This window comes from Streptomyces sp. NPDC058240 (assembly GCF_042882135.1).
Lineage (GTDB): Bacteria > Actinomycetota > Actinomycetes > Streptomycetales > Streptomycetaceae > Streptomyces.
Genome location: NZ_JBHVWT010000030.1, coordinates 13,549 through 40,258 on the forward strand (window position 1 = coordinate 13,549; position 26,710 = coordinate 40,258).

The 26,710-nt window shown below is 68.8% G+C and carries 23 protein-coding genes; 19 read left to right on the forward strand and 4 right to left on the reverse strand.

The annotated features are described in order from the left end of the window. The first annotated feature begins 164 nt into the window (after nt 1-164). The 9 genes from ACFVX4_RS30870 to ACFVX4_RS30910 all read left to right on the forward strand — a co-directional run bounded on the left by ACFVX4_RS30870 (nt 165) and on the right by ACFVX4_RS30910 (nt 10,494). Nucleotides 165-944: an enhanced serine sensitivity protein SseB C-terminal domain-containing protein gene (locus ACFVX4_RS30870; RefSeq protein WP_266426816.1), complete on the forward strand. Its 780-nt coding sequence runs from the start codon at nt 165-167 to the stop codon at nt 942-944. A 438-nt stretch (nt 945-1,382) separates the two neighbouring features. After that, entirely contained in the window at nt 1,383-2,387 is a 1,005-nt protein-coding gene (locus ACFVX4_RS30875; protein ID WP_389983417.1) for an ABC transporter permease, read from the forward strand. Nucleotides 2,388-2,482: 95 nt separating this feature from the next. Continuing rightward, nucleotides 2,483-4,252: an ABC transporter substrate-binding protein gene (locus tag ACFVX4_RS30880; protein ID WP_389983420.1), complete on the forward strand. Its 1,770-nt coding sequence runs from the start codon at nt 2,483-2,485 to the stop codon at nt 4,250-4,252. A 144-nt stretch (nt 4,253-4,396) separates the two neighbouring features. Beyond that, nucleotides 4,397-5,398 carry an ABC transporter permease gene (locus tag ACFVX4_RS30885; protein WP_266431288.1) on the forward strand — a complete coding sequence of 334 codons (1,002 nt, stop codon included), beginning with the start codon at nt 4,397-4,399 and terminating at the stop codon, nt 5,396-5,398. Continuing rightward, complete coding sequence (locus ACFVX4_RS30890; protein WP_389983423.1) at nt 5,395-6,495, forward strand: ABC transporter ATP-binding protein; 1,101 nt, start codon at nt 5,395-5,397, stop codon at nt 6,493-6,495. The genes ACFVX4_RS30885 and ACFVX4_RS30890 overlap by 4 nt, the downstream gene beginning before the upstream one ends. Nucleotides 6,496-6,530: 35 nt before the next feature. Beyond that, complete coding sequence (locus ACFVX4_RS30895) at nt 6,531-7,760, forward strand: ABC transporter ATP-binding protein (protein WP_389983554.1); 1,230 nt, start codon at nt 6,531-6,533, stop codon at nt 7,758-7,760. 18 nt (nt 7,761-7,778) lie between these two features. Next, nucleotides 7,779-8,450: a trimeric intracellular cation channel family protein gene (locus ACFVX4_RS30900; protein WP_389983426.1), complete on the forward strand. Its 672-nt coding sequence runs from the start codon at nt 7,779-7,781 to the stop codon at nt 8,448-8,450. 65 nt (nt 8,451-8,515) lie between these two features. Next, complete coding sequence (locus ACFVX4_RS30905; RefSeq protein ID WP_389983429.1) at nt 8,516-9,382, forward strand: thioesterase family protein; 867 nt, start codon at nt 8,516-8,518, stop codon at nt 9,380-9,382. A gap of 50 nt (nt 9,383-9,432) precedes the next feature. Next, nucleotides 9,433-10,494 carry a helix-turn-helix transcriptional regulator gene (locus tag ACFVX4_RS30910; RefSeq protein WP_389983432.1) on the forward strand — a complete coding sequence of 354 codons (1,062 nt, stop codon included), beginning with the start codon at nt 9,433-9,435 and terminating at the stop codon, nt 10,492-10,494. On the opposite strand, the gene ACFVX4_RS30915 is transcribed toward ACFVX4_RS30910, so the two are convergent. Next, entirely contained in the window at nt 10,455-11,132 is a 678-nt protein-coding gene (locus tag ACFVX4_RS30915; RefSeq protein ID WP_389983435.1) for a TetR family transcriptional regulator, read from the reverse strand. The genes ACFVX4_RS30910 and ACFVX4_RS30915 overlap by 40 nt on opposite strands. A 117-nt stretch (nt 11,133-11,249) precedes the next feature. Here ACFVX4_RS30915 and ACFVX4_RS30920 point away from each other — a divergent pair, with 117 nt between their 5' ends. The 3 genes from ACFVX4_RS30920 (at nt 11,250) to ACFVX4_RS30930 (ending at nt 13,077) form a co-directional block, all read left to right on the forward strand. Beyond that, entirely contained in the window at nt 11,250-11,411 is a 162-nt protein-coding gene (locus ACFVX4_RS30920) for a hypothetical protein (RefSeq protein WP_389983438.1), read from the forward strand. Nucleotides 11,412-11,472: 61 nt separating this feature from the next. Next, on the forward strand, nt 11,473-11,823 hold the full coding sequence (locus tag ACFVX4_RS30925) for a DUF4190 domain-containing protein (RefSeq protein ID WP_389983441.1): 351 nt from the start codon (nt 11,473-11,475) through the stop codon (nt 11,821-11,823). Between the two features lie 84 nt (nt 11,824-11,907). Further along, nucleotides 11,908-13,077 (forward strand): cysteine desulfurase family protein, encoded by a 1,170-nt coding sequence (locus tag ACFVX4_RS30930; RefSeq protein WP_389983444.1) that lies wholly within the window; start codon nt 11,908-11,910, stop codon nt 13,075-13,077. 36 nt (nt 13,078-13,113) lie between these two features. Here ACFVX4_RS30930 and ACFVX4_RS30935 read toward each other — a convergent pair whose 3' ends face one another. Beyond that, on the reverse strand, nt 13,114-13,794 hold the full coding sequence (locus ACFVX4_RS30935; RefSeq protein WP_389983447.1) for an N-acetylmuramoyl-L-alanine amidase: 681 nt from the start codon (nt 13,792-13,794) through the stop codon (nt 13,114-13,116). A gap of 61 nt (nt 13,795-13,855) precedes the next feature. Here ACFVX4_RS30935 and mnmA point away from each other — a divergent pair, with 61 nt between their 5' ends. From mnmA to ACFVX4_RS30960, 5 genes are all read left to right on the forward strand, one after another. Then, a complete protein-coding gene (mnmA, locus tag ACFVX4_RS30940; RefSeq protein ID WP_389983449.1) occupies nt 13,856-14,989 on the forward strand; it encodes a tRNA 2-thiouridine(34) synthase MnmA in 1,134 nt (377 codons plus the stop codon). A gap of 154 nt (nt 14,990-15,143) precedes the next feature. Further along, nucleotides 15,144-16,412, forward strand: a complete 1,269-nt coding sequence (locus ACFVX4_RS30945; RefSeq protein ID WP_389983452.1) for an ATP/GTP-binding protein — start codon at nt 15,144-15,146, stop codon at nt 16,410-16,412. Continuing rightward, nucleotides 16,409-17,239, forward strand: coding sequence for an RloB family protein (locus ACFVX4_RS30950; RefSeq protein WP_389983455.1), 831 nt, complete (start codon nt 16,409-16,411; stop codon nt 17,237-17,239). The genes ACFVX4_RS30945 and ACFVX4_RS30950 overlap by 4 nt, the downstream gene beginning before the upstream one ends. Before the next feature lie 109 nt (nt 17,240-17,348). Further along, the gene (locus ACFVX4_RS30955; RefSeq protein ID WP_389983458.1) at nt 17,349-19,943 is read left to right on the forward strand and encodes an N-6 DNA methylase; all 2,595 of its coding nucleotides are present in this window, start codon (nt 17,349-17,351) and stop codon (nt 19,941-19,943) included. Nucleotides 19,944-20,355: 412 nt separating this feature from the next. Then, nucleotides 20,356-21,144, forward strand: coding sequence for a hypothetical protein (locus tag ACFVX4_RS30960; protein WP_389983461.1), 789 nt, complete (start codon nt 20,356-20,358; stop codon nt 21,142-21,144). Between the two features lie 18 nt (nt 21,145-21,162). On the opposite strand, the gene ACFVX4_RS30965 is transcribed toward ACFVX4_RS30960, so the two are convergent. Both ACFVX4_RS30965 and ACFVX4_RS30970 read right to left on the reverse strand, forming a co-directional pair. Next, nucleotides 21,163-21,348: a DUF397 domain-containing protein gene (locus ACFVX4_RS30965; protein ID WP_389983464.1), complete on the reverse strand. Its 186-nt coding sequence runs from the start codon at nt 21,346-21,348 to the stop codon at nt 21,163-21,165. Nucleotides 21,349-21,360: 12 nt separating this feature from the next. Beyond that, nucleotides 21,361-22,215, reverse strand: a complete 855-nt coding sequence (locus ACFVX4_RS30970; RefSeq protein WP_389983467.1) for a helix-turn-helix domain-containing protein — start codon at nt 22,213-22,215, stop codon at nt 21,361-21,363. A 307-nt stretch (nt 22,216-22,522) separates the two neighbouring features. On the opposite strand from ACFVX4_RS30970, the gene ACFVX4_RS30975 reads away from it, so the two are divergent. Next, the gene (locus ACFVX4_RS30975; RefSeq protein ID WP_389983470.1) at nt 22,523-23,011 is read left to right on the forward strand and encodes an ATP-binding protein; all 489 of its coding nucleotides are present in this window, start codon (nt 22,523-22,525) and stop codon (nt 23,009-23,011) included. A gap of 126 nt (nt 23,012-23,137) precedes the next feature. Beyond that, complete coding sequence (locus ACFVX4_RS30980; protein WP_389983472.1) at nt 23,138-26,695, forward strand: type I restriction endonuclease subunit R; 3,558 nt, start codon at nt 23,138-23,140, stop codon at nt 26,693-26,695. Nucleotides 26,696-26,710: the final 15 nt, after the last annotated feature.

A 26,710-nucleotide genomic window follows, 5' to 3' on the forward strand; every position in this document is an offset into this window, starting at 1 on the left:
CCGCGGCGGGCACCGGCGTGGAGCACCGCTTCGACCCATGGCGTCAAGTCGGTGTCAGGACCGGCGCATAAGCTGGTTTCATGGCTGGTGCCTCGGCATCATGCCGCACCCGTGTGCCCGGGAGCGGCCGGCCGACACAGTGGATCGAAGAGGGGCGGGACCAGGTGAGTGCGTCAGGCACCGCGGCGGCCGGGCAGGTCGAGCACATGCTGCGCCAAGTGACGCCCGGACGCTACGACGCGTACGAGGCACTGCTGCAGGCCCTCGTGAACGGCCGGATCTGGATGCTCCTCTGGCACGGCCAGGCGGGCTCGCCCGACGCCCAGTACGGGAACATGGAGGTCGACGGCCTCGGCTACGCCCCCTGTGTGACCTCCGCCCAGGAGCTCTCCGCCAGCGGCTGGAACCGCGCCCATGAGCTGGTCGGCGGCCTGGACATCGCCCGCGCACTCTTCCCCGACCGCTGGGGCATCTGGCTCAACCCGCACGCCCCGGGCGGCGGCGTCGGCATCCCCTGGCTGGACCTGCGCCGGATCGCCACCGGTCTCGACCGGATGCCCGCGGGCCCGCTCCGGCTCACCGAACCGGCCATCGAGATCCCGCAGTTCTACGCCCTGCTCACGCAGAACGCCCACCACACCCCGGCCATCCGCTCGCTGCGCCGCGCCTGGGTGCAGCCCGCGCTCGGGGTCCCGTACCTCACCATCGGTCTCGACCTCTACGACACCAGCCCGCCCTCGGTGGACGCGGCGCGTGCGATGATGCAGCAGTCGATCTCCGCCGTCCCGGACGGGCTGCCCGTCTCCACCGTCGCGATGTCCGACGAGTACGACCCGGTCGCGATGTGGCTGCGCGCCAACGCCCGCCCGTTCTACGACCGCGAGGCGCATGCCCCTGCGGCCCCCGTCGCGGGCTACGGCTACCCGCCGCAGGGCGCGTACTGACCCTTCCGGGACTGTTCGCCCCCCGGAGTCCGGAATGCGGGTGTGCGTTCCGGAATTCCCTAACGCGGCCATAAGTCATCAACTCCCCGAATGTCGGCGCGCGTTCACCTGCCCCGTGCCGTAACCGGCCACATGTGTCCGAGATTTCCGTGCTGGGTATGTCTGGTGGTGAAAGCGTCGCGAATCTGCGCGCGTGCCCCCTTCCACCTCAACTGACCTGTGTTCGGGGGGCGTTCACTTCCGTCCGGATAACGGAACACCCAGGACCGCATCACGGTTAGGCATCCATTCGCCTGTCGGTATGGCTACCTGTAGTGACGGCAATGAAGACTCCCGCAGCAAGGGCGTCTTGCCGCCTCTGCGTACGACTGACTGATCGTGCCGCCACAGCGGCCAGTTCGGCCCGGCCACCGCCGGTTGAGAGGGGTCCTTGCCACGATGACGGCACCACTGCACGAGCCGACCACGGAAGCGGATCCGATCGCGGCCGGCGGTCCCGCAGTCGACTCCGGGGTGAAGAAGGTCGAGGGGCGCTCCCTCAAGCAGATCGCCTGGAACCGCCTCAAGCAGGACAAGGTCGCTCTGACGGGTGGCATCGTTGTCCTCGTCCTGATCGTGGTGGCGGTCTTCGCGCCACTCATCGTCGGCCTGCTGGGGCATCCGCCGAACGATTTCCACCAGGACATGCTCGACCCGCTGACCAATCTCCCCACGGGCGACCTCGGTGGCGTGAGCGGCGACTACCTCTTCGGCGTCGAGCCCAACAAGGGCCGCGACATCTTCAGCCGGATCGTCTACGGCGCCCGGATCTCGCTGCTCGTGGCCTTCCTGGCGGCCCTGGTCGCCGTCGCCCTCGGCACCCTCTTCGGGATCATCGCCGGATACTTCGGCGGCTGGGTGGACGCGGTGATCAGCCGGGTCATGGACGTGCTGCTGTCCTTCCCGCAGCTCCTCTTCATCATCTCCCTGGTCTCGGTCCTGCCCGACGATCTGCTCGGCCTGACCGGCAGCGGCGTACGCATCGCCGTACTCGTCGCCGTCATCGGCTTCTTCGGCTGGCCGTACGTGGGACGCATCGTCCGGGGTCAGACGCTCTCCCTGCGCGAGCGCGAGTACGTGGAGGCGGCGCGCAGCCTCGGCGGCGGACGGACCCACATCCTCTTCCGTGAACTGCTGCCCAACCTGGTCGCGCCGATCACCGTCTACGCGACGCTCATGATCCCCACCAACATCCTCACCGAAGCGGCCCTCAGCTTCCTCGGTGCAGGTGTCCGGCCGCCCACCGCCTCCTGGGGCGGGATGCTGCGGGACGCGCTGGAAACGTACGAGCACGACCCGATGTTCATGGTCTTCCCCGGCGTGACGATCTTCATCACCGTGCTGGCCTTCAACCTCTTCGGGGACGGGCTGCGCGATGCCCTGGACCCCAAGGGGACCCGATAGCCCACGACTTGCCCCTGCCGCATCGTCAGGTGGCTTTTCCCATGGTTCTCCGGCAAGCAACGGCCTGGGACCGCGATCTCGGAGGTTGCGAGAAAATGTCCACAGTTACCTCGAAACGACGGCTCACCGCTGGTGCGGCCCTCGTGGTCGCGGCGCTGATGACCACCTCGGCGTGCGGCGGCGGCGACAGCGAAGGCGGCGGCAAGTCGAAGGGCGCCGGCTTCAACGCGGCGTTCAACAAGGTCGCCAACCCGTCCACCAAAAAGGGTGGAACGCTGAAGATGATCGGCAAGCAGGACCTCGACTCCGCCGACCCCCAGCGTGCCTACTACGGCATGGCCTGGGACTTCATGCGCTTCTACACCCGCCAGTTGGTCTCGTACGACACCAAGCCGGGCGCCGGTTCCACCAAGCTGGTCGGTGACCTGGCCACCGGCCCCGGTGAGATCACGGACGGCGGCAAGACCTACACGTACAAGCTGCGTGATGGCCTGACCTGGGAGGACGGCTCCAAGCTGACCTCCAAGGACGTCAAGTACGGCATCGAGCGCATCTGGGCGACGGACACCATCACCGGTGGCCCGCAGTACCTGAAGCAGACGCTGGACCCCAAGGGCGAGTACAAGGGCCCCTACAAGGACAAGTCCGCGGACAAGCTCGGTCTCAAGACGATCGAGACGCCCGACGACAACACCATCATCTTCAAGCTGCCCAAGCCCAACGGTGACTTCGAGCAGTTCCTCGCCATGCCGTCCGGCTCGCCCGTGAAGGCGTCGAAGGACACCGGGGCGAAGTACACCCAGCGCCCGTTCTCCGCCGGCCCGTACAAGTTCGAGTCGTACAAGCCGGGCAAGAACATCGTGCTCGTCCGCAACGACAAGTGGCAGAAGGCCTCCGACCCGATCCGCGCCGCGCTCCCGGACAAGGTCACCGTGACGATCTCCGCCAACCTGGAGGAGAACGACAAGAAGCTGATGGAGGGCGACTACGACGTCGACCTCAACGGCACCGGCATGACCCAGTCCGGCCGCGTCACCGCCGTCCAGGACCACAAGGCCAGCGTCGACAACATGCTGACGTCCTTCGTCCGCTACGTCGCGCTCGTCCACACGGCGAAGCCGCTGGACGACGTCCACTGCCGCAAGGCCGTCTTCTACGCCACGGACTTCGCCGGCCTCCAGCAGACCCGCGGTGGCGAGATCGCCGGTGGCGAGATCGCCAACAGCACGCTGCCGACCTCCATCAAGGGCCACAGCGACTACGACCCGTACGGCGTCCTCGCCCGCAAGGGCAAGCCGGACGTGGCCAAGGCCAAGGACGAGCTGAAGCAGTGCGGCCACCCGACCGGCTTCTCCACCAAGCTCACCGCCCGTAACAACAACCCGGGCGAGGTCGACACCGCCGAGGCGCTCCAGGAGCAGCTCGGCAAGGTCGGCATCAAGGTCGAGGTCGACCCGCTCGACGGCGCCGAGGCGTCCAGCATCACCGGCTCGCCGTCCGTCGTGAAGAAGCGCGGCTACGGCATGACGATGAGCGGCTGGGGCCCGGACTTCCCGTCCGGCCAGGGCTTCGGCCAGCCGCTGTGGGACAGCCGGTTCCTCGCGGAAACCGGTAACTACAACGAGTCGCAGCTCAAGGACCCGCAGATCGACAAGCTCTTCGACAACGCGATCGCGGAGACCGACCCGGTCAAGGCCGGCGAGATCTACAAGGCGCTCGACAAGCGGATCCTCGACCAGGCCGACTGGATGCCCTTCATCTACGAGAAGAACATCACCTGGCGCGGCGACCGACTGACGAACGTCTACATGTCCGACGCCTACAGCGGCCGTTACGACTACGTCTCGCTCGGCGTCGTCAAGTAGTCGCTGTAGTCAACAGCATTTGCAGTCAACCCGGTTGACTGCTCCTCCGCCGCCGAAACCCGCCAGTCCGAAGGGCAGGTGAGGGCCGGGGCGATGGCCGGGAGCCCCCACAAGGGGTTCCCGGCCACCGCCGGGCCGCACACAGTGCTTGCTTATCTCATCCGGCGCCTGTTCGCCGTAGTCATCATGGTGCTCGTCGTACTGCTCGCGACGTTCACCATCTTCTTCATGCTGCCCAAGTGGGCGGGTCAGGACGTCGCAGTCCTCTTCGCCGGCAAGGCCACGGGTGTCGAGCAGCTCCAGGGCATCCGGATCAAACTGGGTCTCGACGACCCCCTCCTCGTCCAGTTCTGGGACTTCGTCAAGGGCATCCCGATGGGGCGCGACTACGCGAACGGTGCCGACGTCACCCACTGCGCCGCGCCCTGCTTCGGCTACTCCTTCCGTACCGAAGTACCGGTCTGGACCACCCTCAAGGACGCGCTGCCGGTCACCGGCGCGCTCGCCGCGGGCGCCTGCGTCCTGTGGCTCCTCGGCGGCGTCGCCACCGGTGTGGTGTCCGCGCTCCGGCGCGGCAGCATCTGGGACCGTGCCGCGATGACCACGGCCCTCGCCGGTGTCTCGCTGCCGATCTTCTTCACCGGCATGGTCGCGATGGGCCTGTTCGTACACAACTTCGGCTGGGTGCACATCGCCGACAACCTCTCCACGGACGACGGCATCGGCACCTGGTTCCAGACGCTGATCCTGCCGTGGATCGTGCTCGCCTTCCTGAACGCGGCGATGTACGCCCGGCTCACCAGGGCCACCATGCTCGAAGTGCTCGGCGAGGACTACATCCGTACCGCCCGCGCCAAGGGGCTCGGCGAGGGCACCGTCATCACCCGGCACGCGCTGCGTTCCGCGATGACGCCGATCCTCACCGTCTTCGGCCTCGACATCGGCGTGCTCCTCGGTGGCGCCGTCCTCACCGAGTCCACGTTCAACCTGCCCGGACTCGGGCTCGCCGCGGTCCAGGCCATCAGCAACAAGGACCTGCCGGTGATTCTCGGCGTCACTCTGTTCGCGGCCCTCGCGATCGCCGTCGCCAACCTCGTCGTCGACATCATGTACGCCGTCATCGACCCGCGAGTGAGGCTGGGATGACCGAACTGAACAAGAGCGGTGCCGCGCTGGGCGAACCGTCCCCGGCCGGCTCGCCCGCTCCCACCGCCTTCCTCGAAGTGCGCGACCTCAAGGTGCACTTCCCGACCGACGACGGCCTGGTCAAGTCCGTCGACGGGCTCAACTTCCAGCTGGAGAAGGGCAAGACCCTCGGTATCGTCGGCGAGTCCGGCTCCGGCAAGTCCGTTACCTCGCTGGGCATCATGGGCCTGCACACCGCCGGCCAGTACGGCAAGCGCAAGGCGCAGGTCTCCGGCGAGATCTGGCTGGACGGCAAGGAGCTGCTGTCCGCCGACCCCGACGAGGTGCGCAAGCTGCGCGGCCGCGACATGGCCATGATCTTCCAGGACCCGCTGTCCGCGCTGCACCCGTACTACACGATCGGCAAGCAGATCGTGGAGGCGTACCGGGTCCATCACAGCGTCGACAAGAAGACCGCTCGCAAGCGGGCGGTCGAGATGCTCGACCGGGTCGGCATCCCGCAGCCCGACAAGCGCGTCGACAGCTACCCGCACGAGTTCTCCGGCGGCATGCGCCAGCGCGCGATGATCGCCATGTCGCTGGTCAACAACCCCGAGCTGCTGATCGCCGACGAGCCGACGACCGCGCTGGACGTGACGGTCCAGGCACAGATCCTCGACCTGATCCGGGACCTGCAGAAGGAGTTCGGCTCCGCGGTCATCATCATCACCCACGACCTGGGCGTCGTCGCCGAGCTCGCCGACGACATCCTGGTGATGTACGGCGGGCGCTGCGTCGAGCGCGGACCGGCCGAGAAGGTGTTCTACGAGCCCCGGCACCCCTACACCTGGGGTCTGCTGGGCTCGATGCCGCGCCTCGACCGCGACCAGACCGACCGGCTCATCCCGGTCAAGGGTTCCCCGCCGTCGCTCATCAACATCCCCTCGGGCTGCGCCTTCAACCCGCGCTGCCCGTACGCGGACGTGCCCAAGGACGACGTCACCCGCACCGTACGGCCCGAGCTGCAGGAGGTCGGCAGCCGGCACTGGGCGGCCTGCCACATGTCGCAGGAGCAGCGGGAGCGTATCTGGACCGAAGAGATTGCGCCCAAGCTGTGAGCGAGGACAAGGCCGTGACGAGCGAGGACAAGGGCGTGGACGTTCCCGCGCAGAGGTCTGCCGGGCACGGCGCGCCGGCCGGTGACACCGCCTCCCGCGAGGTGCTGCTCAAGGTGACCGGGCTGCAGAAGCACTTCCCCATCAAGAAGGGGCTGCTGCAGCGCAACGCCGGTGCCGTGAAGGCCGTCGACGGGATCGACTTCGAGGTGCACTCGGGCGAGACCCTGGGGGTCGTCGGCGAGTCCGGCTGCGGGAAGTCGACGATGGGCCGGCTGATCACCCGGCTGCTCGAACCCACCGCGGGGAAGATCGAGTTCGCGGGCAGGGACATCACGCACCTCGGCGTGGGCGGCATGCGCCCGATGCGCCGGGACATGCAGATGATCTTCCAGGACCCGTACTCCTCGCTGAACCCCCGGCACACGATCGGCACGATCGTGGGCGCCCCCTTCAAGCTCCAGGGCGTCACGCCCGACGGCGGCGTCAAGAAGGAGGTGCAGCGGCTGCTGGAGGTCGTGGGCCTGAACCCCGAGCACTACAACCGCTACCCGCACGAGTTCTCCGGCGGTCAGCGTCAGCGCATCGGGATCGCCCGCGCGCTGGCGCTCAACCCGAAGCTGGTCGTGGCGGACGAGCCGGTGTCGGCGCTGGACGTCTCGATCCAGGCGCAGGTGGTGAACCTGCTCGACGACCTCCAGAGCGAGCTCGGCCTGACGTACGTGATCATCGCCCACGACCTGTCGGTCGTCCGGCACGTCTCGGACCGGATCGCGGTGATGTACCTCGGCAAGATCGTGGAGCTGGCCGACCGCGAGTCGCTCTACAAGGCGCCGATGCACCCGTACACGAAGGCGCTGCTCTCGGCGGTTCCGATCCCGGACCCGAAGCGCCGTTCGGCCAAGAGCGAGCGGATCCTGCTCAAGGGCGACGTGCCCTCGCCGATCTCGCCGCCCAGCGGCTGCCGCTTCCACACCCGGTGCTGGAAGGCGACGGAGGTCTGCAAGACGCAGGAGCCGCCGCTGGTCGCGCTGAAGACCGGGCACCAGGTGGCCTGCCACCACCCGGAGAACGCACCCGACCAGGTGCCCGGCGAGACGGTGACGGCGGCGGCGCGCGAGGCGATCGAGATCGTCGAGGTACGCAAGCCCGGGGCCGACGAAGCAGCGGCGGACGAAGCAGCGGCCGACGGGACTGCGGCGGACGGCACCGCGGCCGAAGGCGGCACCGCCTCGCCCGATACGCCGGAGGACAGCCCGAAGGAGTAGTACCGGCACAATTGCCCGGTGCTCAACGAACTGTTCACGCCCTCCGTCCAGCATGCGCTCGACATCGTCGGAATCTTCGTCTTCGCGATCTCCGGCGCTCTGCTCGCCGTACGCAAGAACTTCGATGTCTTCGGCATCGCGGTGCTCGCCGAGGTGACCGCGCTGGGCGGGGGGCTGTTCCGTGACATCGTCATCGGTGCGGTCCCGCCCGCGGCGTTCACGGATCTCGGCTACTTCACCACCCCGCTCCTCGCCGCCGTCCTGGTGTTCTTCCTGCACCCGCACGTCGAGCGGATCCAGGTGGGCGTCAATGTCTTCGACGCGGCGGGTCTCGGGCTGTTCTGCGTCACGGGCACGGTCAAGGCGTACGACTACGGCCTGGGCCTCACCGCGTCGGCGGCCCTGGGGCTCGCCACCGCGGTCGGCGGCGGTGTGCTGCGTGACGTACTGGCCAATGAGGTGCCCTCACTGCTGCGCTGGGACCGCGACCTGTACGCGGTGCCCGCCATCGTCGGCGCCACGATGATCGTCCTGTGCATCCGCTTCGGGATGCTCAACGCGTTCACCAGCGGCACCGCCGTGATCGCGGCCTTCGTGCTGCGGCTGCTGTCGATGCGCTACCACTGGCGGGCCCCGCGCGCCTACAACCGGAAGTCCGCGACGGCCGAGGAGAGCTCCGCGACCACCTGAGCCCGCGTGGTGATTCCAGCTAAAAAGCTACCGCTCAGTAATACAATCGGTGTACGGTGCACCGCATGGCACAAGCAGCAGAGCAGGCGGCGCAGACCGGACCGGCGACCATCGGGGACAGCGAGTTCGACCGCGACACCGCCGTCACCCTTCGAGAAGAGGGCGTCTACGACGCCGAGCTCTCCGCCGGATGGACGATCATCCATGCCGTCAACGGCGGCTATCTGCTGGCCATGCTCGGCCGCGCGCTCGGCGAGGCCCTGCCGCACCCGGATCCCTTCTCCGTCTCCGCGCACTACCTCACCGCGTCCGTCCCCGGCCCCGCGGTCATCCGGACCCAGACCGTCCGTACCGGCCGCACGCTCTCCACCGGCCAGGCGTCCCTCTTCCAGTACGCGGAGGACGGCACCGAGGTCGAGCGCATCCGGGTCATCGCCACCTACGGCGACCTGGACGGCCTCTCCGGCGAGGTCCGCACATCGGTGAAGCCGCCGGCCATCCCGCCGCTGGAGCACTGCCTCGGCCCGAGCGACGGCCCGGCCCCGATTCCCGGCAGCTCCGCCATCACCGAACGGCTCGACATCAGGCTCGACCCGGCGACGATCGGCTGGGCCATCGGGCAGCCGTCCGGCAAGGGCGAGATGCGCGGCTGGTTCGGCCTCGCGGACGGCCGCGACGCCGACCCGCTCTCGCTGCTGCTCGCCGTCGACGCACTGCCGCCCACCTCGTTCGAGCTGGGCCTCAAGGGCTGGACGCCGACCATCGAGCTCACCACTCACATCCGCTGCCGCCCCGCCCCCGGCCCGCTGCGTGTCTCCATCACCACCCGCAATCTCGCGGGCGGCTTCCTGGAGGAGGACGCGGACGTCTGGGACAGCGCGGACCGGCTGGTGGCCCAGTCCCGCCAGTTGGCGCGCGCACCGCGCCCCTGACGACCGGGACCGGGGTCGGGGCAGGGGCGGGGCCGGGGGAAGCTGGTGAGGTGAAATCCGACCGGCTGCTCTCCATCCTCCTGCTGCTCCAGACCCGCGGCCTGGTGCCCGCCACCGAGCTCGCCGAGCGCTTCGAAGTCTCCGTACGCACCATCTACCGGGACATCGAGGCGCTCTCCGCCTCCGGCGTCCCGGTCTACGCCGAGCGGGGGCGGCACGGCGGCATCGCGCTGCTGCCGGGATTCCGTACGGATGTCACCGGGCTCACCGCCGACGAGGCGCGCGCCCTCTTCGTCCTCGCCGCCGAGGGCGCCCATGCCGCGCTCGGCCTCGACGCGGCGCTCGGGTCCGCGCTGCGCAAGGTGATGGCCGCCCTGCCCGAACCGCACCGGCCCGCCGCCGAACTGACCAGCAGACGGATCCTGGTCGACCCGGTGCGCTGGATGAGCGGCCCGCAGCCGGCCGTCGATGTGGCCGAACTGCACGATGCCGTCTTCGCCGACCGGCGGTTGCGGCTGAGCTACCGCCACAGCGGTACGAGTGACCCGCGCACCTACACCGTCGATCCGTACGGCCTCGTCGTGAAGGCGGGCGTCTGGTACCTGGTCGCGGACCGGGACGGGGTACCCAGGCTCTTCAGGGCCGACCGGGTGCGGCGGGCCACCCGCACGGACGAACCGGTCGTGCGCCGGCCCGGGGCGGAGCTCGCGGACCTGTGGGACGCGCTGCGCAAGCAGGTCGAGGAACGGCCCGGGCGGGTACGGCTGCGGGTGCGTGTGCACCGTTCCCGGCTCGATCTGTTCGTACGCCTGCACGGCGGCGCGCTGACGGGGGAGCCGCGGCCCGAGGGGCAGGAGGGGCGGGAGGGGCGCCGTGGCCGGGTGCCGGGCGAGGGGTACGGGGAGCACGGGGAGTGGCTGCGGGCCGAGCTGGCCGTCGACTCGGTCGAGTGGGCCCGCGCACTGCTCTCCTTCGGCCCGCACGTCGAAGTGCTCTCGCCGCCCGAGGCACGGGAGATCCTGCTCCGCCACGCGGCGGCGGTCGTGGCGCTGTACGGGGAGGCGGGCGCGCCTCAGGGCCCGCCCGGCGGATCAGGGTCGGACAGGCCCTGAGGGGTACCGGTGTCGCTCGTGTCGTCCAGCCAGTGCAGCCTGCCGAGGCTGATCAGTCTCAGCCGGCGGCGGGCCACCCGGGCCACCTCCTGCTCACCGTCCGGTCCCGCGTCCAGCAGCGCCGACGTGGTGATCACCATGAGGTCGACATAGAGGCCGCCCAGCATCAGCAGGTCCTCCTCGCTCCAGCCCCGGGACTGCGGTTCCTCGGCGATGGCTGCCGCCATCTCCTCGGCGAAGAGCCGCAGTTGGGCCGCTATGGCCTCGCGGACCGGGCCGACGCCGCCGTGCTGTTCGCGGGCGATGAAGCGGAAGTGGGCCGGCTGCTCGCATACATGACGCAAGGTCAGCTCGACGCTGCGGTCCAGGCGTTCCTCGCTGTCACCGGTCTCGGCGAGCGTCGCGCCGATCATGCCGTGCAGGCTGCCCAGTGCCTCCTCGACGAGCGCCACACCGAGCGCAGCCGTGTCGTCGAAGTGCCGGTAGAAGGCGGTGGGCGTGACCCCCGCGGCCCGGGTCACCTCGCGCAGCCCGAGGCTGCTGAGGCTCTGGTGCTCCAGGAGTCCGAGCGCGGCATCCAGCAGCGCCTGACGGGTTCTCAGCTTCTGGGTCTGGCGGATGCCGACGGTGTGACTCATGCCATTCAGTAAACAACTGTTCTCCGGGGTGGGGAAGCGCCGAACGGGTCTAGACTGACAAGTCAGTGAACAGTCGTACTCTCAAATGCTCCTGGAGAGCTCGCAGAAAGGCTGAACATGGTCGTCCTCGTCGCCGCCCTGCTCCTGCTCGGGGTCGTGCTCGGAGCGGTGGTCCAGATTCCGCTGCCGCTGACCTTCGCGCTCGCTGCCGTGATCGGCTGCTGGCTGCTGATCTTCGCCGTGCGGGAGCGGGCCTGCGCGCAGCGCCGTTCGCGCTGACCGCCGCCTTGATCACCGGCTCGACCGTCGTCCCGACCACAGTTTCGAAGGAGCCCGCACCATGACACTCACCGCATCGGTCCACTGCCGCACAGCGGACGACAGGCCTGCCGCCGAGCCCGGCCCCTCGCCCGTGGCCACCGCCGAGACCCGGACCGACAGTCGCGGGGGCCGGGCCCGGGATGCCGACGGGCTGGCCGTCGCCTCGTTCGTGCTCGGGCTCGTCGGTCTGCTGGTGATGAACATCCTGCTCGGCCCGGCCGCGATCGTCATGGCGACCATCGCCCTGGTCCGTTCCACCTCCCGCCGGGGCCGTGCCTACCTGGGGCTCGCACTCGGCATTGCCGACCTCGTGGTGCTGGCCTTCCTGGTCACCGGATCCGGCACCATCTCCTGGAACTTCGCAGGCTGACCGGGTGCCGTGACCGGTGCGCGGGGACCGGGCCGCGATGCGCCCGCCGTACGCCCCGCCGGGGCTCGTAGAATCGAGCCCACCATGGCATACCTCGACCACGCCGCGACCACGCCGATGCTTCCTGAAGCGATCGAGGCGATGACCGCCCAGCTCGCCGCCACCGGTAACGCGTCCTCACTGCACGCCGCCGGGCGCCGGGCCCGCCGTACCGTCGAGGAGTCGAGAGAGACCCTCGCCGATGCCCTCGGGGCACGCCCCAGCGAGGTGGTCTTCACCTCCGGCGGCACCGAGGCCGACAACCTCGCCGTGAAGGGCCTGTACTGGGCCCGCCGCGATGCCGACCCCCGCCGCACCCGGGTGCTGGCCAGCCCCGTCGAGCACCACGCGGTGCTGGACGCCGTCGACTGGCTCGCCGAGCACGAGGGCGCGAACGTCGAATACCTCCCCGTCGACCGGCACGGACGCGTCCACCCGGACGTCCTGCGCGAGGCGATCCTCCGCGACCCCGGCGACGTCGCGCTGGTCACCGTGATGTGGGCCAACAATGAGATCGGCACCATCATGCCGGTACGCGAACTGGCCGCCGTGGCCGGTGAGTTCGATGTGCCGATGCATGCGGACGCGGTGCAGGCGTTCGGGCAGCTGAAAGTCGACTTCGCCCGGTCCGGGCTGGCCGCGATGACGGTCAGCGCGCACAAGATCGGCGGACCGTTCGGCATCGGCGCGCTCCTGCTCGGCCGCGAACACACCCCCGTACCCGTGCTCCATGGCGGCGGCCAGGAGCGGCACGTCCGCTCGGGCACCCTCGATGTGCCCGCCATCGCCGCCTTCGCCCTCGCAGGGCGGCTGGCCGCCGCCGGGCGCGAGGAGTTCGCCCGCGAGATCGGCGGGCTCCGCGACGAGTTGGTCGCGGACGTGCTGGCGGCCGTGCCCGACGCCGTGCTCGGCGGCGATCCGGACCCCGGCGGCCGGCTCCCCGCCAACGCCCACTTCACGTTCCCCGGCTGCGAGGGCGATTCCCTGCTCCTGCTGCTGGACGCCCAGGGCATCGAATGCTCCACCGGCTCCGCCTGCACCGCCGGGATCGCCCAGCCGAGCCACGTGCTGCTGGCCACCGGCACCGACCCGGACCTGGCCCGGGGCACCCTGCGCTTCTCGCTCGGCCACACGTCCACCAAGCAGGACATCGACGAGGTGGCCCGCGCGATCGGACCGGCGGTGGAGCGGGCGCGCACGGCGGGACTCAGCTGAAACCGGTGGATCCGGGCCCGTCCGGCGATCGTGCCGTCAGCGCGTGTCCGCCGCGCGGACCAGCTTCAGATACCGGTCCCAGTCCCAGTGCTTGCCCGGATCGGTGTGGTCCGTGCCCGGCACCTCCACATGCCCGATGATGTGCTCCCGGTCCACCGGCATCCCGTACCGCCCGCAGATCGCGGCCGTGAGCCGCGCAGAGGCCCCGTACATCGCCGCCGTGAAGTCCTGCGGCCGGTCCACGAAGCCCTCGTGCTCTATGCCGACGCTTCGCTCGTTGAACGACCTGTTCCCCGCGTGGAACGCCACATCCAGCTCACGGATCATCTGCGTCACATGGCCGTCCTTGCGCACCACGTAGTGCGCCGCCGCTCCGTGCCCCGGGTCCTGGAAGACCTTCACCGCGCCCTGGTAGCTGCCCTGGGTGACATGGATGACAACCCGGTCGATGGTGTAGTCGTCGGGGCGGTCGGCCTTCCGCCAGTTGGCCGACGAGGCCGATATCCACTGGGCCCGCGCGTAATCCACCTCGCCGGGCTTGCGGGGCTTGTCCACCCCTGGCAGCCGCCACCAGGCGTGCTTCAGCTCCTCCCGCGCCAGCGCGGCGGTGCCCGCGGCCGTGACCGCGGCACCGATCAGCAGCCCGCGCCGGCTGATGCCGTGCCCGGACTTCGCGCCCCCGGAGCTCTTGGCGCCCGATGTCCCCTTGGTCCCCATGTGAGCCACAACGCATATCCGAGAGCGTTCGGTTCCCGGCGCCCCGTACTCTGGTGGGGCTATGACTGAGACTTCCCAGCGCCCCCTCCGTGTGCTCGCCGCCATGTCGGGCGGTGTCGACTCCGCCGTCGCCGCGGCCCGCGCCGCCGAGGCGGGCCACGACGTGACCGGTGTGCACCTCGCCCTCTCCGCCAACCCGCAGTCCTTCCGTACCGGGGCGCGCGGCTGTTGCACGATCGAGGACTCCCGCGACGCCCGCCGCGCGGCGGACGTCATCGGCATCCCGTTCTACGTCTGGGACCTGGCGGAACGCTTCCGCGAGGACGTCGTGGACGACTTCATCGCCGAGTACGAGGCGGGCCGCACGCCCAACCCGTGCCTGCGCTGCAACGAGAAGATCAAGTTCGCCGCACTCCTCGACAAGGCCCTCGCGCTCGGCTTCGACGCGGTCTGCACCGGCCACTACGCCACCGTCGTCCTGAACGAGGACGGCAGCCGCGAGCTGCACCGCGCCTCCGACATGGCCAAGGACCAGTCGTACGTCCTCGGTGTCCTGGACGAGAAGCAGCTCGCCCACGCGATGTTCCCGCTCGGTGACACCCTCACCACCAAGGACGAGATCCGCGCCGAGGCCGAGCGTCGGGGCCTCGCCGTCGCCAAGAAGCCCGACAGCCACGACATCTGCTTCATCGCCGACGGCGACACCCAGGGCTTCCTGGCAAGCCGCCTCGGCACCGCCGAGGGCGACATCGTCGACGAGTCGGGCGCGAAGGTCGGCACCCACGAGGGCGCCTTCGGCTTCACCATCGGCCAGCGCAAGGGCCTGCGCATCGGCCACCCCGCCCCCGACGGCAAGCCGCGCTACGTCCTGGACATCTCTCCGGTCAACAACACGGTGACGGTCGGCCCGGCCGAGTCCCTCGACGTCACCGTCCTTACCGCCATCAAGCCCCGCTGGTGCGGCACGGCCCCGACCGCCCCCGGCACCTACACCGCCCAGCTCCGCGCCCACGGCGGCGAGACCGAGGTCACGGCCGAACTCGTCGACGGAACGCTGAACGTCACGTTCACCGAGCCGGTACGGGGCGTGGCCCCCGGCCAGGCGGTCGTGCTGTACGACGGGACGCGGGTGGTCGGCTCGGCGACGATCGCCACGACGGTACGGCGGGAGACGGCTGCGGCAGCATCAGTCTGACCGACCGGGGCGCCCGAGCCTAGGGGGCAGGGCAGGGCAGGACAGGACAGGGCTGGCACGGCAGCGGACGGCGTCATAGGCTGCACCTGCGGATCGTCCGCAGGTGGTGTACGTACGACGGGGTCAGCCTCCCCGTCCTGTCGGGAGGCCGAGGGTGCTGCTGCGTTTCCGGGTGGCCAACCATCGCTCCATCCGTGATGAGTGCGAGCTGTCGTTGATCGGCTCGGAATCCGGGGAGAGCCGCGCGCGTGCGACCGGGCTGAGCCATGACGGGCACGAGGTGTCGGCGCTTCCGGTGCTGGGTGTCTTCGGGGCCAACGCAGCGGGCAAGAGCAACATGCTCAGCGCACTGCGCGAGATGCGCGCCGCTGTCCGCACGTCCTTCGCGGACTGGGCGAAGACACCAGGGGTGCCCCGCGAACCTTTCAAGCTCGACCGGGAATCCGCGGAAGAGACCAGCCTCTACGAGGTGGACCTCACCCTCGGCCGCAGCCGCACCCGGTTCACCTACGGCTTTGAGCTCTCGGACGAGCGAGTCGAGGCGGAATGGCTGCATGCCTACCCCGGGGGCAAGCGGGAGACCTGGTTCGACCGGGAAGCGGACCGTCCCGATTCGGAGGGCGGGGAGTTCGTCTTCGAGGGCGGGGGCTTCAAGGGCAATCGCGAGCTCCTGGTGTCCGTCACCCGCGAGGACGCCCTGTTCCTGTCCACCGCCGCCACGCTGAACGACCCCCAACTCTCCGCACTGCATCGGTGGTTCCTGGACAACCTGTGGCTCGTGACACCCGGCGAGGACGTCGGGCACCGCACCAGGTGGACCCTGGACCTCATCGAGCAGAACGCGAAGGACGGATACCGCGAGCGGGTCCTGCATCTGCTGGCCGCCGCCGATCTCGGCGTCACCGGCATGGAAGTCGACCCGGATACCGGGGCGGTCAGGCTGCGGCACCGCACGGGGGACGGAACCGATACCCCGCTGGACTTCCTCACCGAGGAGTCTTTCGGCACGCACGCCTGGTTCGCCTTCCTCGGGCCGATGTTCACCGTGCTCGACAAGGGGGCGGTGCTGCTCGTGGACGAGCTGGACTCCTCCTTGCACCCGACGCTGGCGGCTGAGGTCGTGCGGATCTTCCAGGACCCGAAGGCCAACCCGCGCAACGCGCAGCTGATCTTCACCACGCACGACGCCACCCTCCTCGGCAGCGAAGTGCTGGACCGACCGCTCGCCCGCGACCAGGTCTGGATCGCGTCCAAGGACCGGTCGGGCGCGACGGAGATCTATCCGCTGACCGCCGCCCACCCGAAGGACGGCGAGAACCTGGAGCGTGGCTATCTGCGCGGGCGCTACGGCGGAGTGCCCCGAGTCAGCGCGGGGGAGATCGCCCGCGAACTGTCCTGGCAGGAGGAGAAGGCAACAGCGTGAGTACGCGGGGTGGGCAGCAGGGACAGCACGGTACCGAAGGGCAGGCGGACGAGCCGCCCCGGCGGAAGCGTAAGAGCCGCAAGGGCGAGGAGAAGCCCCTCGTGGCCCCCGCGCCACCGCCTCCCGCCGATACGCGGGCGCAACGGGTGCTCTATGTCGGCTGCGAGGGCGAGTCCACCGAGCCGGACTACCTCAACTACCTGAACGAACGATTCGGGGACGGCAGCCTCACCGGCGGACGACGGTTCCGGATCCAGCCGGTGTACGCCAAGAACGGACTGACCCCGGCCAGGGTGGTCGCCCAGGTTCAGGCCAAGGCAGAGGAGGACGAGGCCTGGGCCCTCTTCGACCGGGATCAGCACCACGACATCCCCGAGGCCCTGGAGCTGGCGGCCGAGCAGGGCACCGAGGTCTGCTTCTCGCACCCCTCGTTCGACCTGTGGCTGCTGCTCCATTTCCAGGCGTTCGGTGGCAAGCGCAGCGGCAGCAGCGAACACGTGGTGGACGCGCTGCGGCAGGCGGACCCGGCCTTCAAGAACTTCGACAAACGGAACGACAAGAGCGTCAAGGACGGGCGTCGCACGGCCCTGGAGGAGAAGGAGTCCGCCGCCGTCAGCCATGCGCGGAGCCTGGTCGCCCAGTGCGAGCACGACAGATGCAAGGCGAAGTCCACCCGGAAGGACCGCTACCAGTGGGAAGGTGCTCCCGAGCGCCCCGATCCACTGATCCCGCACTCGGGCCACGCCGCCGACTGCCCGGTCCTCGACCGTGACCCGTCCACCGATGTCTGGCGGCTGCTGGTGAGTCTCGAAATCGTGGACGCCTGATCACTCGGGATGTCGCCCAATCCGGTCATCGGTCCGCACCGGATCCACGGGACGTCTACGCTTCCCTGAGCATCCCGATCCCCTCACCGTACGTACGAAGGAATGGCGCGTGGCCAGAATCACCCTGCCCGAGCTCGAACGGCACCTGTATTCGGCCGCCGACATCCTGCGCGGTCGGATGGACGCCTCCGAGTACCGGGACTACATCTTCGGGATGCTCTTCCTGAAGCGTGCCTCGGACGAGTTCCAGCCCGAGTGGGACCGGGTGTACCGCGAGGCCCTGGAGCGTACGAAGGACGAGACGAAGGCGCTGCGGCGGGCCAACGACAAGGACTCGTACACCCAGGTCTTCTACGTGCCGCCCCGGGCACGCTGGTGGAAGGGGCCCCACCGCGACCTGGAGCACCCGGAGAACCCCGCGCCTGGCATCCAGACCCTCACCAGCCAGGTCGGCGAGCGGCTCGACCAGGCGATGGTGGCGCTCAGCGAGGGCAACGACCGCCTCGCCGGTGTGACCACACACATCAGCTTCAACGAGGTCGTCGGTACGAAGCCCCGCTTCACCGATGCCGAACTGTCCCAGCTGATCCGCCACTTCACGCTCTACCGGCTGCGCAACGAGGACTTCGAGTTCCCCGACATGCTGGGCGCGGCCTACGAATTCCTGCTGGGGGAGTTCGCCGACTCGGCCGGGCAGAAGGGCGGGGAGTTCTACACCCCGCGCGCTGTCGTACGCATGATGGTCCGGCTCGTCGACCCGAAGGCCCAGGAGTCCGTCTACGACCCGTGTGCCGGCTCCGGCGGCATGCTGATCGCGGCCCGCGAGCACGTGGAGGAGCACGGCGAGAACCCGACGCACCTCTCGGTCAACGGCCAGGACAAGAACGGCCCCTCCTGGTCCATGGCCAGCATGAACATGGTGCTGCACGGCATCCGGGAGTTCGACCTCCAGCACGGTGACACCCTCACCGAACCGCTGCACTTCCAGCCGGGCACCACGCAACTGCGCCGGTTCACCAAGGTCCTTTCCAACCCGCCGTTCTCCCTGAACTACGACGCCTCCCTGGTCGCCGAGGCCGACAAGAACCACGGGAAGCGGATGAAGCACTGGGCGCCGGAGGGCGGCAAGAAGGCCGACCTCATGTTCGTCCAGCACATGGTGGCCGTGCTGGAGGAGGAGGGCGTCGCGGCGATCGTCATGCCGCACGGGGTGCTGTTCCGGGGTGGTAAGGAACGAGACATCCGCGAGCAGCTCCTCAAGGACGACTGTATCGAGGCGGTCATCGGCCTCGGCCCGAACCTGTTCTACGGGACGGGCATCCCGGCCTGTGTGCTGGTGCTCCGCCGCCCGCACCGCAAGCGTGCCAAGCGGGTGGGCAAGGTTCTGTTCATCAACGCCGACCGGGACTTCACGGCGGGCCGGAACCAGAACGAACTCCGCCCGGAACACGTCGAGAAGATCGTCACCACGTACCAGCAGTGGCGTCAGATCCCCCGGTACTCGCGTGAGGTCGAGGTCGAGGACCTGCAGGCTGCCGAGGCCAATCTCAACATCCGCCGCTGGGTGGACAACTCGCCGCCCGCCGAACCCCAGGACGTACGAGCGCATTTGTACGGCGGCGTTCCGGTGACCGAGGTAGCAGACCGAGCCGAGCTGTTCCGCTCGTTCGGCGTGGACGCGACGGAGCTGTTCGCCGTACGGGACGACGACCCGGACTACTACGATTTCCTGCCGGAGGGCCCCGACGCGACGGCGGCCCGCATCCCGTGGCTGGCGGAGAAGAAGAAGTCGGAGCTGGACGAGGTGTACGCCACGTGGTGGAAGGCCCACGCGCCGCTCTTCGCGGGGCTCGCGGCCGACCGTGAGCTGATGAAGCTGCGGAGTGGGCTCCTGGACTCGTTCAAGCGGGACATCGGCGCCGTCGGCGTGATCGACGAGTTCACCACGGCCGGCATCATCGCCGACTGGTGGGCCACCAACCGCTACGACATGAAGGCGCTGGCGGCGGGCGGGTTCGAGCGGGTGCTGACCGGCTGGGTCGACTCGGTCGAGGCGATCGTCGAGCCTGTGATCCCCGACGACGACACCACGACCCGCAAGACGACGGTTACGGCGGTCGACCGCCGCCGCGCCATGGACCAGCCGGTCGTGCGCGTACTGATCCCGGAGTTCCTGGACGCGGTGGCGGTGGCGGACACGGCGGTCACCGAGGCAGACGTGGCGTACAAGACGGCGCTGGAGGCGCTGGCCGAGGCGAAGGGGCCGGCGGAGGGGGACGAGGACGCGGACGGGGCTGCGGAGGGTGTGGACGGCGCCGAGCCGGAGGAGGACGCCGCTCCGGTGGCCTCGGCGGAGGAGATCGCCGCGCTGACCCGCGACGCCGCCGCGTGCAAGAGAGCCCTGGCTGCGGCCAGGAAGAAGCGGAAGGCCCTGGACGAGGTGTTCCTACGCCAGCTGCGGGCCGCACGGGACGTGGTGCTGGCTGAGGAGGGCGGCCCGGAGCGGGTGGTGCTGGAGGCCCTGGACGCGGACCTGTCCGGGCGCCTGGACTCGGCTACGGCTGGGCGGAGGCGCGAGCTGGTGGCGGCGTTCCGGAACTGGGTGGAGAAGTACGCGGTGTCGCTGACCAACTTGGAGACGGAGAGCGACGGGGCTGCGGGCGAGCTGGGGAAGTGGCTGGAGGAGCTGGGGTATGCGCGGTAGCGAGGGATCGGTTGTCGGGCGAGTCACAGTTCCCCTGAAAGGCCTCCTGAGAAAGGTGGAGACGGGGTGGAGCCCTGTCTGTGATGCGGCGCCTCCTGCGCCCGATGAATGGGGCGTCCTGCGGCTCAGTGCTGTCACGTCCGGGAAATTTGTGGCAACAGAAGCAAAGCGGCTTCCGGCCCCGCTGGCCCCACGTCCGACGTTCGAGGTCAAGCCCGGGGATGTCCTGATGTCCCGGGCGAACGGAGTGAAAGCGCTCGTGGGCGTTGCGTGCTCCGTTGGCAGCGTGCGGCCGAGGCTTCTCCTGCCGGACCTGGTATTCCGTCTTGCCCCAGATCCGGATCGATTGGATTCAAGGTTCTTGGGAATTGCCTTGTCATCGGCTGCACTGCGCCGACAGATTGACTCCGTCATGAGGGGTACCAGCGGCCAGTACAAGATCTCGAAGACTGACATTCAGAGGCTTGAGGTTCCCAAGGTTCCTCTGGCGGAACAGCGCCGGATCGTCGCCGTGCACGCCGCCTTCGAGCGGCGGATCGGGGCTCTGCAGAAGCAGGCGGACAAACGTGCCGCCCTGCTTTCCGGCCTGAGCGAGTCACTTCTCCAGCAGTGCGTGGACAAGCTCGTAGTGCTGGACGATGTGGCTACCGAATGTCAAGCAGGCGTCACGCTCGGAGCGCACCGGGCGCCTCGCCGTAACGCCGTGGGCTACTTGCGCGTGGCGAACGTACGCAAAGGTTGGATCGATGCCGACGACATTGCTGTCCTGGAGGGTCAGGAACGTGATCGTCCTCGTTACGAGCTGGTACAGGGCGATGTGCTCGTCGTGGAGGGGCACGCGAATCCCGAACAGATCGGCAGAGCTGCAGTCGTTGACGAAACGTCGAGTGGGCTGCTTTACCAGAACCACCTTTTCCGCCTCAGGTTCGACGACGTGCTTCCTGAGTTCGCTGCGCTGTGGCTCAATGCCTCGGTGGTCCGCAGTTACTGGCGTACGCGTTGCACGACTAGCTCCGGCCTGTACACGATCAACTCAAAGCTCCTCGCGGGGGTTCCCTTTCCCCGTGTCAACCTCGAGAAGCAGCGCCGCATCACCGAGGCGTGGCAAGTGGCCAGCCGCTCAGTCGAGAGTGCGAAGCAGCAGATCGGCAAAATTCGGGTGCTGCAGGCTTCCGCGGTTGAGGACCTGTTGGCTGGGTGACAAGCGTCCAGTGACGCGTCAGGTGTCCCGGCTCTTAACTGCGAACAAGAGGGCGCGCAGCGCGGACTGGCTAATTATCAGGACGGTACCGGGGCTGTCGCTTTCCCGAAGTGCAATGCCCTCGTCCTCCACCGCGGCAACCTCAACGCAGTTGTTCCCCCCTGCGTCGGAGAACGACGACTTCACCCAGCGCAGGTCGGACACGTGAGACACCACTTACAGCTCCTTGGCGACGGCGTGGATAAAGTCCCTGGACTCGGAAGGAGTCAACGCCACCTTCTCGACCAAGTCCAGTTTGGTGCGGAAGTTGGCCAGCTGCGTGGGGGAGTCGATGAACACCGCCCCGGTCGGTGAGTCCATCTGTACCGTGTCCAGATGGTGATTGGGGGCCTCCGCGTACAGGACGGAAGAGTCGCCGAGGAGCGGGTAACCGCCCGCCGTGAACGGGATGACCTGAAGCGCTACGTTGGCGCGCTCGCCGGCATCCAGCAGGTGTAGCAGTTGGGCGCGCGCAGCGCTGCGGCCTCCGAGCTGCATCCTGATTGCGGCTTCGTGGATCACACCGGAGTACGGGATCTCTTGATCCCCCATGATCACGGACTGGCGGGCCATGCGGTGCGCCACCCGTAGTTCGACTTCGAGACGGGGCAGCGACGGGACGAAGAGTTCGAAGATGGCGCGTGCGTGGTCTTCTGTGTGGAACAGGCCGGGCAGATGCGCAGTCTGGACCGTGCGCAGGCGAACTGCATAGTTCTCCAGGGCTGACACATCCAGAAAGCCTGGCGGGATCTTGCCCCGGTACTCCTCCCACCAGCCCGCCCTGCGTCCACCTGTCAGTCCCGCCAGTGCGTCGATCAAATCTGGTTCGTCGCATTCGTAGATGCTGCCCAGGCGCCGCAGGCGCTCCTCGCTGATACCGAACCGCCCAGCCTCCACATTGGAGATGACCGTCCGATCGGTCCCCAATAGACCCGCGGCCTCTGGGGCCGTCATGCCAGCTGCTTCTCGGAGCCGCCTCAACTCGATGCCGAATCGGCGCTGAAGGATGGTGGGGGCATGTCGTGGTGCCATGTGTCGTCCTCGTTCTCTGCTGGACCCGCGCACAGTGTTTCCGGCGGAAACGTCGCGGTCCACCGAAACCGGGAAGTTAACCCTTCGGAGTGACTTGGTAGCACCGTTATGGGGTCGACCTCTACTCTCTGGTGTGCGCCACTCGCTCACCGTTATCGACGGAAGCGCACCGATCCACGCTGCCCACCCGGAAGGCAGGCCCCGGACCGGCATTGCCACCGTCGCTCGCGGCGCAACAGCCGCAACCCACCCTGGCGCACGCCCACTTCACCCACTCACCCATCCACTCGCACCCCAGGAGGTGCCCGTGAGGACCGAGCCCACCCCCTACGCCCCGCACGCCCCGTACGACGACACCCCGTACGCGCTCCACCCCACTCCCATCCCCTTCGCCGACCCCTGGAGCTACGAACTCGTCTTCCCCCGCGACCCGCGCGGCCCCCGCATTGCCCGCACCACCCTCCGGGCCGTCCTCGGGGCGCATGAACTGACCGAACTCAGCTACCGCGCAGAGCTGTTGACCTCCGAGCTGACCACCAACTCCGTGCGGCACGCCCAGGGTCCCGCCGGTGTGCGGCTCCAGTGGCTGCACCCCGTGCTCAGAGTCAGCGTCTGGGACCTGAGCCCGGATCTGCCCAAGCCCTACAGGCCGGCCGTCGGCCCGGAGGCCGAAGCAGGGCGGGGCATGGCCATCCTCGAACTCGTCGCCGACCGCTGGGGCGGATGCGCCATAGGGGACGGAGAGTTGGGCTCGGGCGGCAAGACCATCTGGTTCGAGCTGGCGCTCACCAGCTGACCGCCGCCCCCGCTCGGCGGCCCCGCCGTCCGCCCTGGTCGATCCGGCGCCCGCCGGTAGAGTTCCGCGTACACCCATACGGGTGCGGGTGGGACGTACGGTGACGGGCGCGCGGGGAGACCAGGCATGGGGCAGCCGGAGTACGACAAGACCGAGAAGCCGCTGACCAGGCAGCTGACCGCCATGGGGTGGACGCACCTCGAAGGCGGCCCTCCGCACGGCACAGTGACCGAGCCGGGCCCTTCCGGGCGGACGAGCTTCGAGCAGGTCGTCTACGCACAACGGTTCCGGGACGCGGTGGCCCGCATCAACCCTGGCCCCCACGGCAGGACCTGGCTGTCCGACGCCCAGCTGAATCACCTCCTCGCCCGGGTCCAGGGCACGGCGCCGGGATTCGGAAGCCCGGGAAGGGGCGTCGCGGGCAACCTGGACGCGACCGATCTCCTGCGTAAGGGGATCCACTCCCAGACCGTCCCCGGCTGGACCAAAGGCAAGCCCGAACACATCAAACTCGTCGACTGGGACGGTGAGTTCGAGAACGGCAACGACTTCCTCGCCGTTTCGCAGTTCCGGGTGGAACGCAAGAATGCCGAACCCGTCATCCCGGACATCGTCCTGTTCATCAACGGTCTGCCCTGGGTCGTCATCGAGTGCAAGGCGCCTTTGGTGTCCGCCCGGCAGGAACAGCGCGCGGCGCTGGACGCGGCCGTCGAGCAGGTCATCGGCTACGCGGGCGTGGACGCGCCGGCGCCCGTCGCGGAGTTCGTACGCTTCGCCCAGGTGCTGATCGGAACGGACCGGGACCACGCCGAGCTCGGCACCGTCACCGCCGACCCGCTGCGCTTCGCGCCCTGGCGGACCACCCTGCCCGCCACCGAGGAGCAGGTACGCGAGGAGACCGGCAGGAGCATCGGCACCGCGCTGAGCGACCAGGACATCCTGGTGGCCGGTGTGCTGAGACCGGCACATCTGCTGTCCCTGGTCCGGGATTTCACCACCCAGGCCGGGAGCGGCCAGCGTACCGTCAAGATCATCGGCCGCTACCCGCAGTTCAAGGCCGTGCACAAACTGGCCCAGCGCCTGCTGGAACGGCGCAGGAAGATCGACGCCGGTGAGCCGGTCGATCAGCGGGGCGGAGTCGTCTGGCACACCCAGGGCTCCGGGAAGAGCCTCACCATGGCCTTCCTCGTACGCCATCTCCGCAGTACACCCGGTCTCAAGGAACACAAGGTCGTCGTGGTGACGGACCGGCTCGACCTGGAGAAGCAGATCCGGGGGAGCCTCGCTGCGAGCAACCAGAAGATCTACCGGGCCTCCAGCGTGGCGCAGGCGCGCGGCTACCTCGCGGTGGACGTGCCCGACCTCGTCCTCGTCACGTTGCAGAAGGCACGCAGGGATGACTCGGAGTACGACGGCCGCGAGGAGAAACTTCCTGGAGGAGACGACGGCGAAGGCTATCTGTACAACCGCGTTCAGAACCCGAGCCCGGACATCGTCGTCCTGATCGACGAGGCCCATAGGGGCCAGGACCAGTGGCAGCACGCGCGACTGCGCGCCATGCTGCCGAACGCCATGATGGTCGGCTTCACCGGAACCCCGATCCTCAGTGGCGACCGGAAGACCACCGAGGACATCTTCGGCCCCTTCGCCGACCTCTACACCCTGCGCGACGCCGAGCGGGACGGGGCCGTGGTCCCGGTGCGCTACGAGGCGTACAGCGTCCCGCTGGAAGTGATCGAGAAGGCGGCGCTGGATGCCGAGTTCGACGAGAAGGTGCCCGCAGACCCCGTACAGCGCGAGCGCGTCCTGGAGAAGTTCGCGCGGCGCAAGGAGATCCTCGAAGCGCCCTCCGTGATCGAGGCGAAGGCCGACTACATGCTGCGGCACTGGGCGCGGAACGCGCTGCCCGACCGCTTCGGCGCCCAGCTCGCTGCTGTTTCCCGGCTCGCGGCGGTCCGATACAGGGACGCCCTCCTCGCGGCACGGAACCGCCTGGTGGAGCAGATCGACGCCCTCGACCCGGAACTCGTCCATGACCCGATGGCAGCCTTCGAGGTCGAAGGGGAGGAACGTGAGCTGCTGGACCTGGTCGCTCACCGGGACCTGCTCAGGTCCATCGAGGCCGCCGTGGTGATCTCCGAGGCCCAGCCGAACAGCGGGCGCAAGGACCCCGAGGCATGGAAGTGCTGGACCTCCAAGTCCCTGCAGGACGACTACATCGAGCGCTTCCAGAAGGGCATCGGCGACCCGCTCGCCGCTGCCGAGGACCCCGCGTGGAAAGTGTCCGCCCACGGGACCTCGGCTTCCGGACTGGGCACGCCTGGCGGAACGGGGGAGGTCTGGCACCCGGACGGCCAGCAGCCGGACCCGCCGGTGGCCGAGCAGGAGGAACCGGGCGAGGCGCCCATGGCCTTCCTGGTCGTGCAGTCGATGCTGCTCACCGGCTTCGACGCCCCCGTCGAGCAGGTGCTCTACCTCGATCGCGCGCTGTCCGGCGCGGGGCTGCTCCAGGCGGTCGCCCGTACCAACCGGCCGTACCGGGACAAGCGTTGGGGCCAGGTCGTCGACTTCATCGGGATCGGCCCGGAACTCGCGCGCTCGCTCGGGGAGTACGACAAGGCGCACCTGCGCGAGCTGTACGGCTACGACACATCCGTCGACCACCTCGACAAGAAGACGTTCACGGGCGACCAGCCGGTCCGGGACCGTCTGCTGCTCCAGGCCGACGTTGCGGCCGATGCCCTGCTCGCAGATCTGCGTACCCGCGTCTCCGATTTCCTGGACCGGGTGGGCATCACCTCCCTCAAGGTGGAGGAACAGCGCGAGGACCTGCTGGCCGCTCTAGAGGACCCACTGCTGCGCGCCGATTTCGACGAGCTCGCACGCGACTTCCTCACCGCCCTCAACGCCGTACTGCCACGACCTGAGGCCTTGAAGTACGAGGCGTTCGCCGGGCTCCTCGGGGAGGTCCAGTACCTGGCCCGTCGCCGCTACCTCGACGGGCGTGACGACTTCAGCCCGCGCCGCTACGGTGCCAAGATCAGGCAGCTGATGGCACGGCATCTGAAGGTGACGAACATTGAGCAGCGAGTCCCGCCCATCGAGCTCACCGCCTCGGATTTCATGGAGCGGGTCAACGCCAACAGTGATGCGCGTACCCGGGTCTCGTACATGTCCAGTTCGGTCAAGGTACGCATCGCGGCCGAGATCGGCTCCGACCGGGCCCGCTACACCCGCTTCAGCCGACGTCTCGACGAGATCTTGCAGCAGATGCAGGACGACTTCGAGAAGGCCGCCGCCGAGCTCACCCAGCTGGTCGGCGACATGAACACGAACGAGGCCGAGGACGCCGGGGCCGGCAGTGGACTCGACCCGTTGACCGAGCGGCCGGTCCACGGACTGCTCGTACAGGAGCTGGAGGAAGGTGCACTGACCCCGCCGGGTGCCGACCTGATGGCAGCCGCCCGTGCCCTCACCGTGGAGATCGCCGGCCACGTGCGCTCACCGGACATCGTGCACCTGACGGACACCAGGGACCGGGTCCGCAAGCAACTTCGTGTCAGTCTGGAGACGCACGTCTCCCTGGACTGGGAGGACACCGGCCCGCTCGCCGGGCTTCTGGTGGAACTGGCCGTCGAGCGCCGTGACGACTTCCTGCGGTACGGGGAACAGAACGGGCGCTGAGCACGGGGCGCCCAG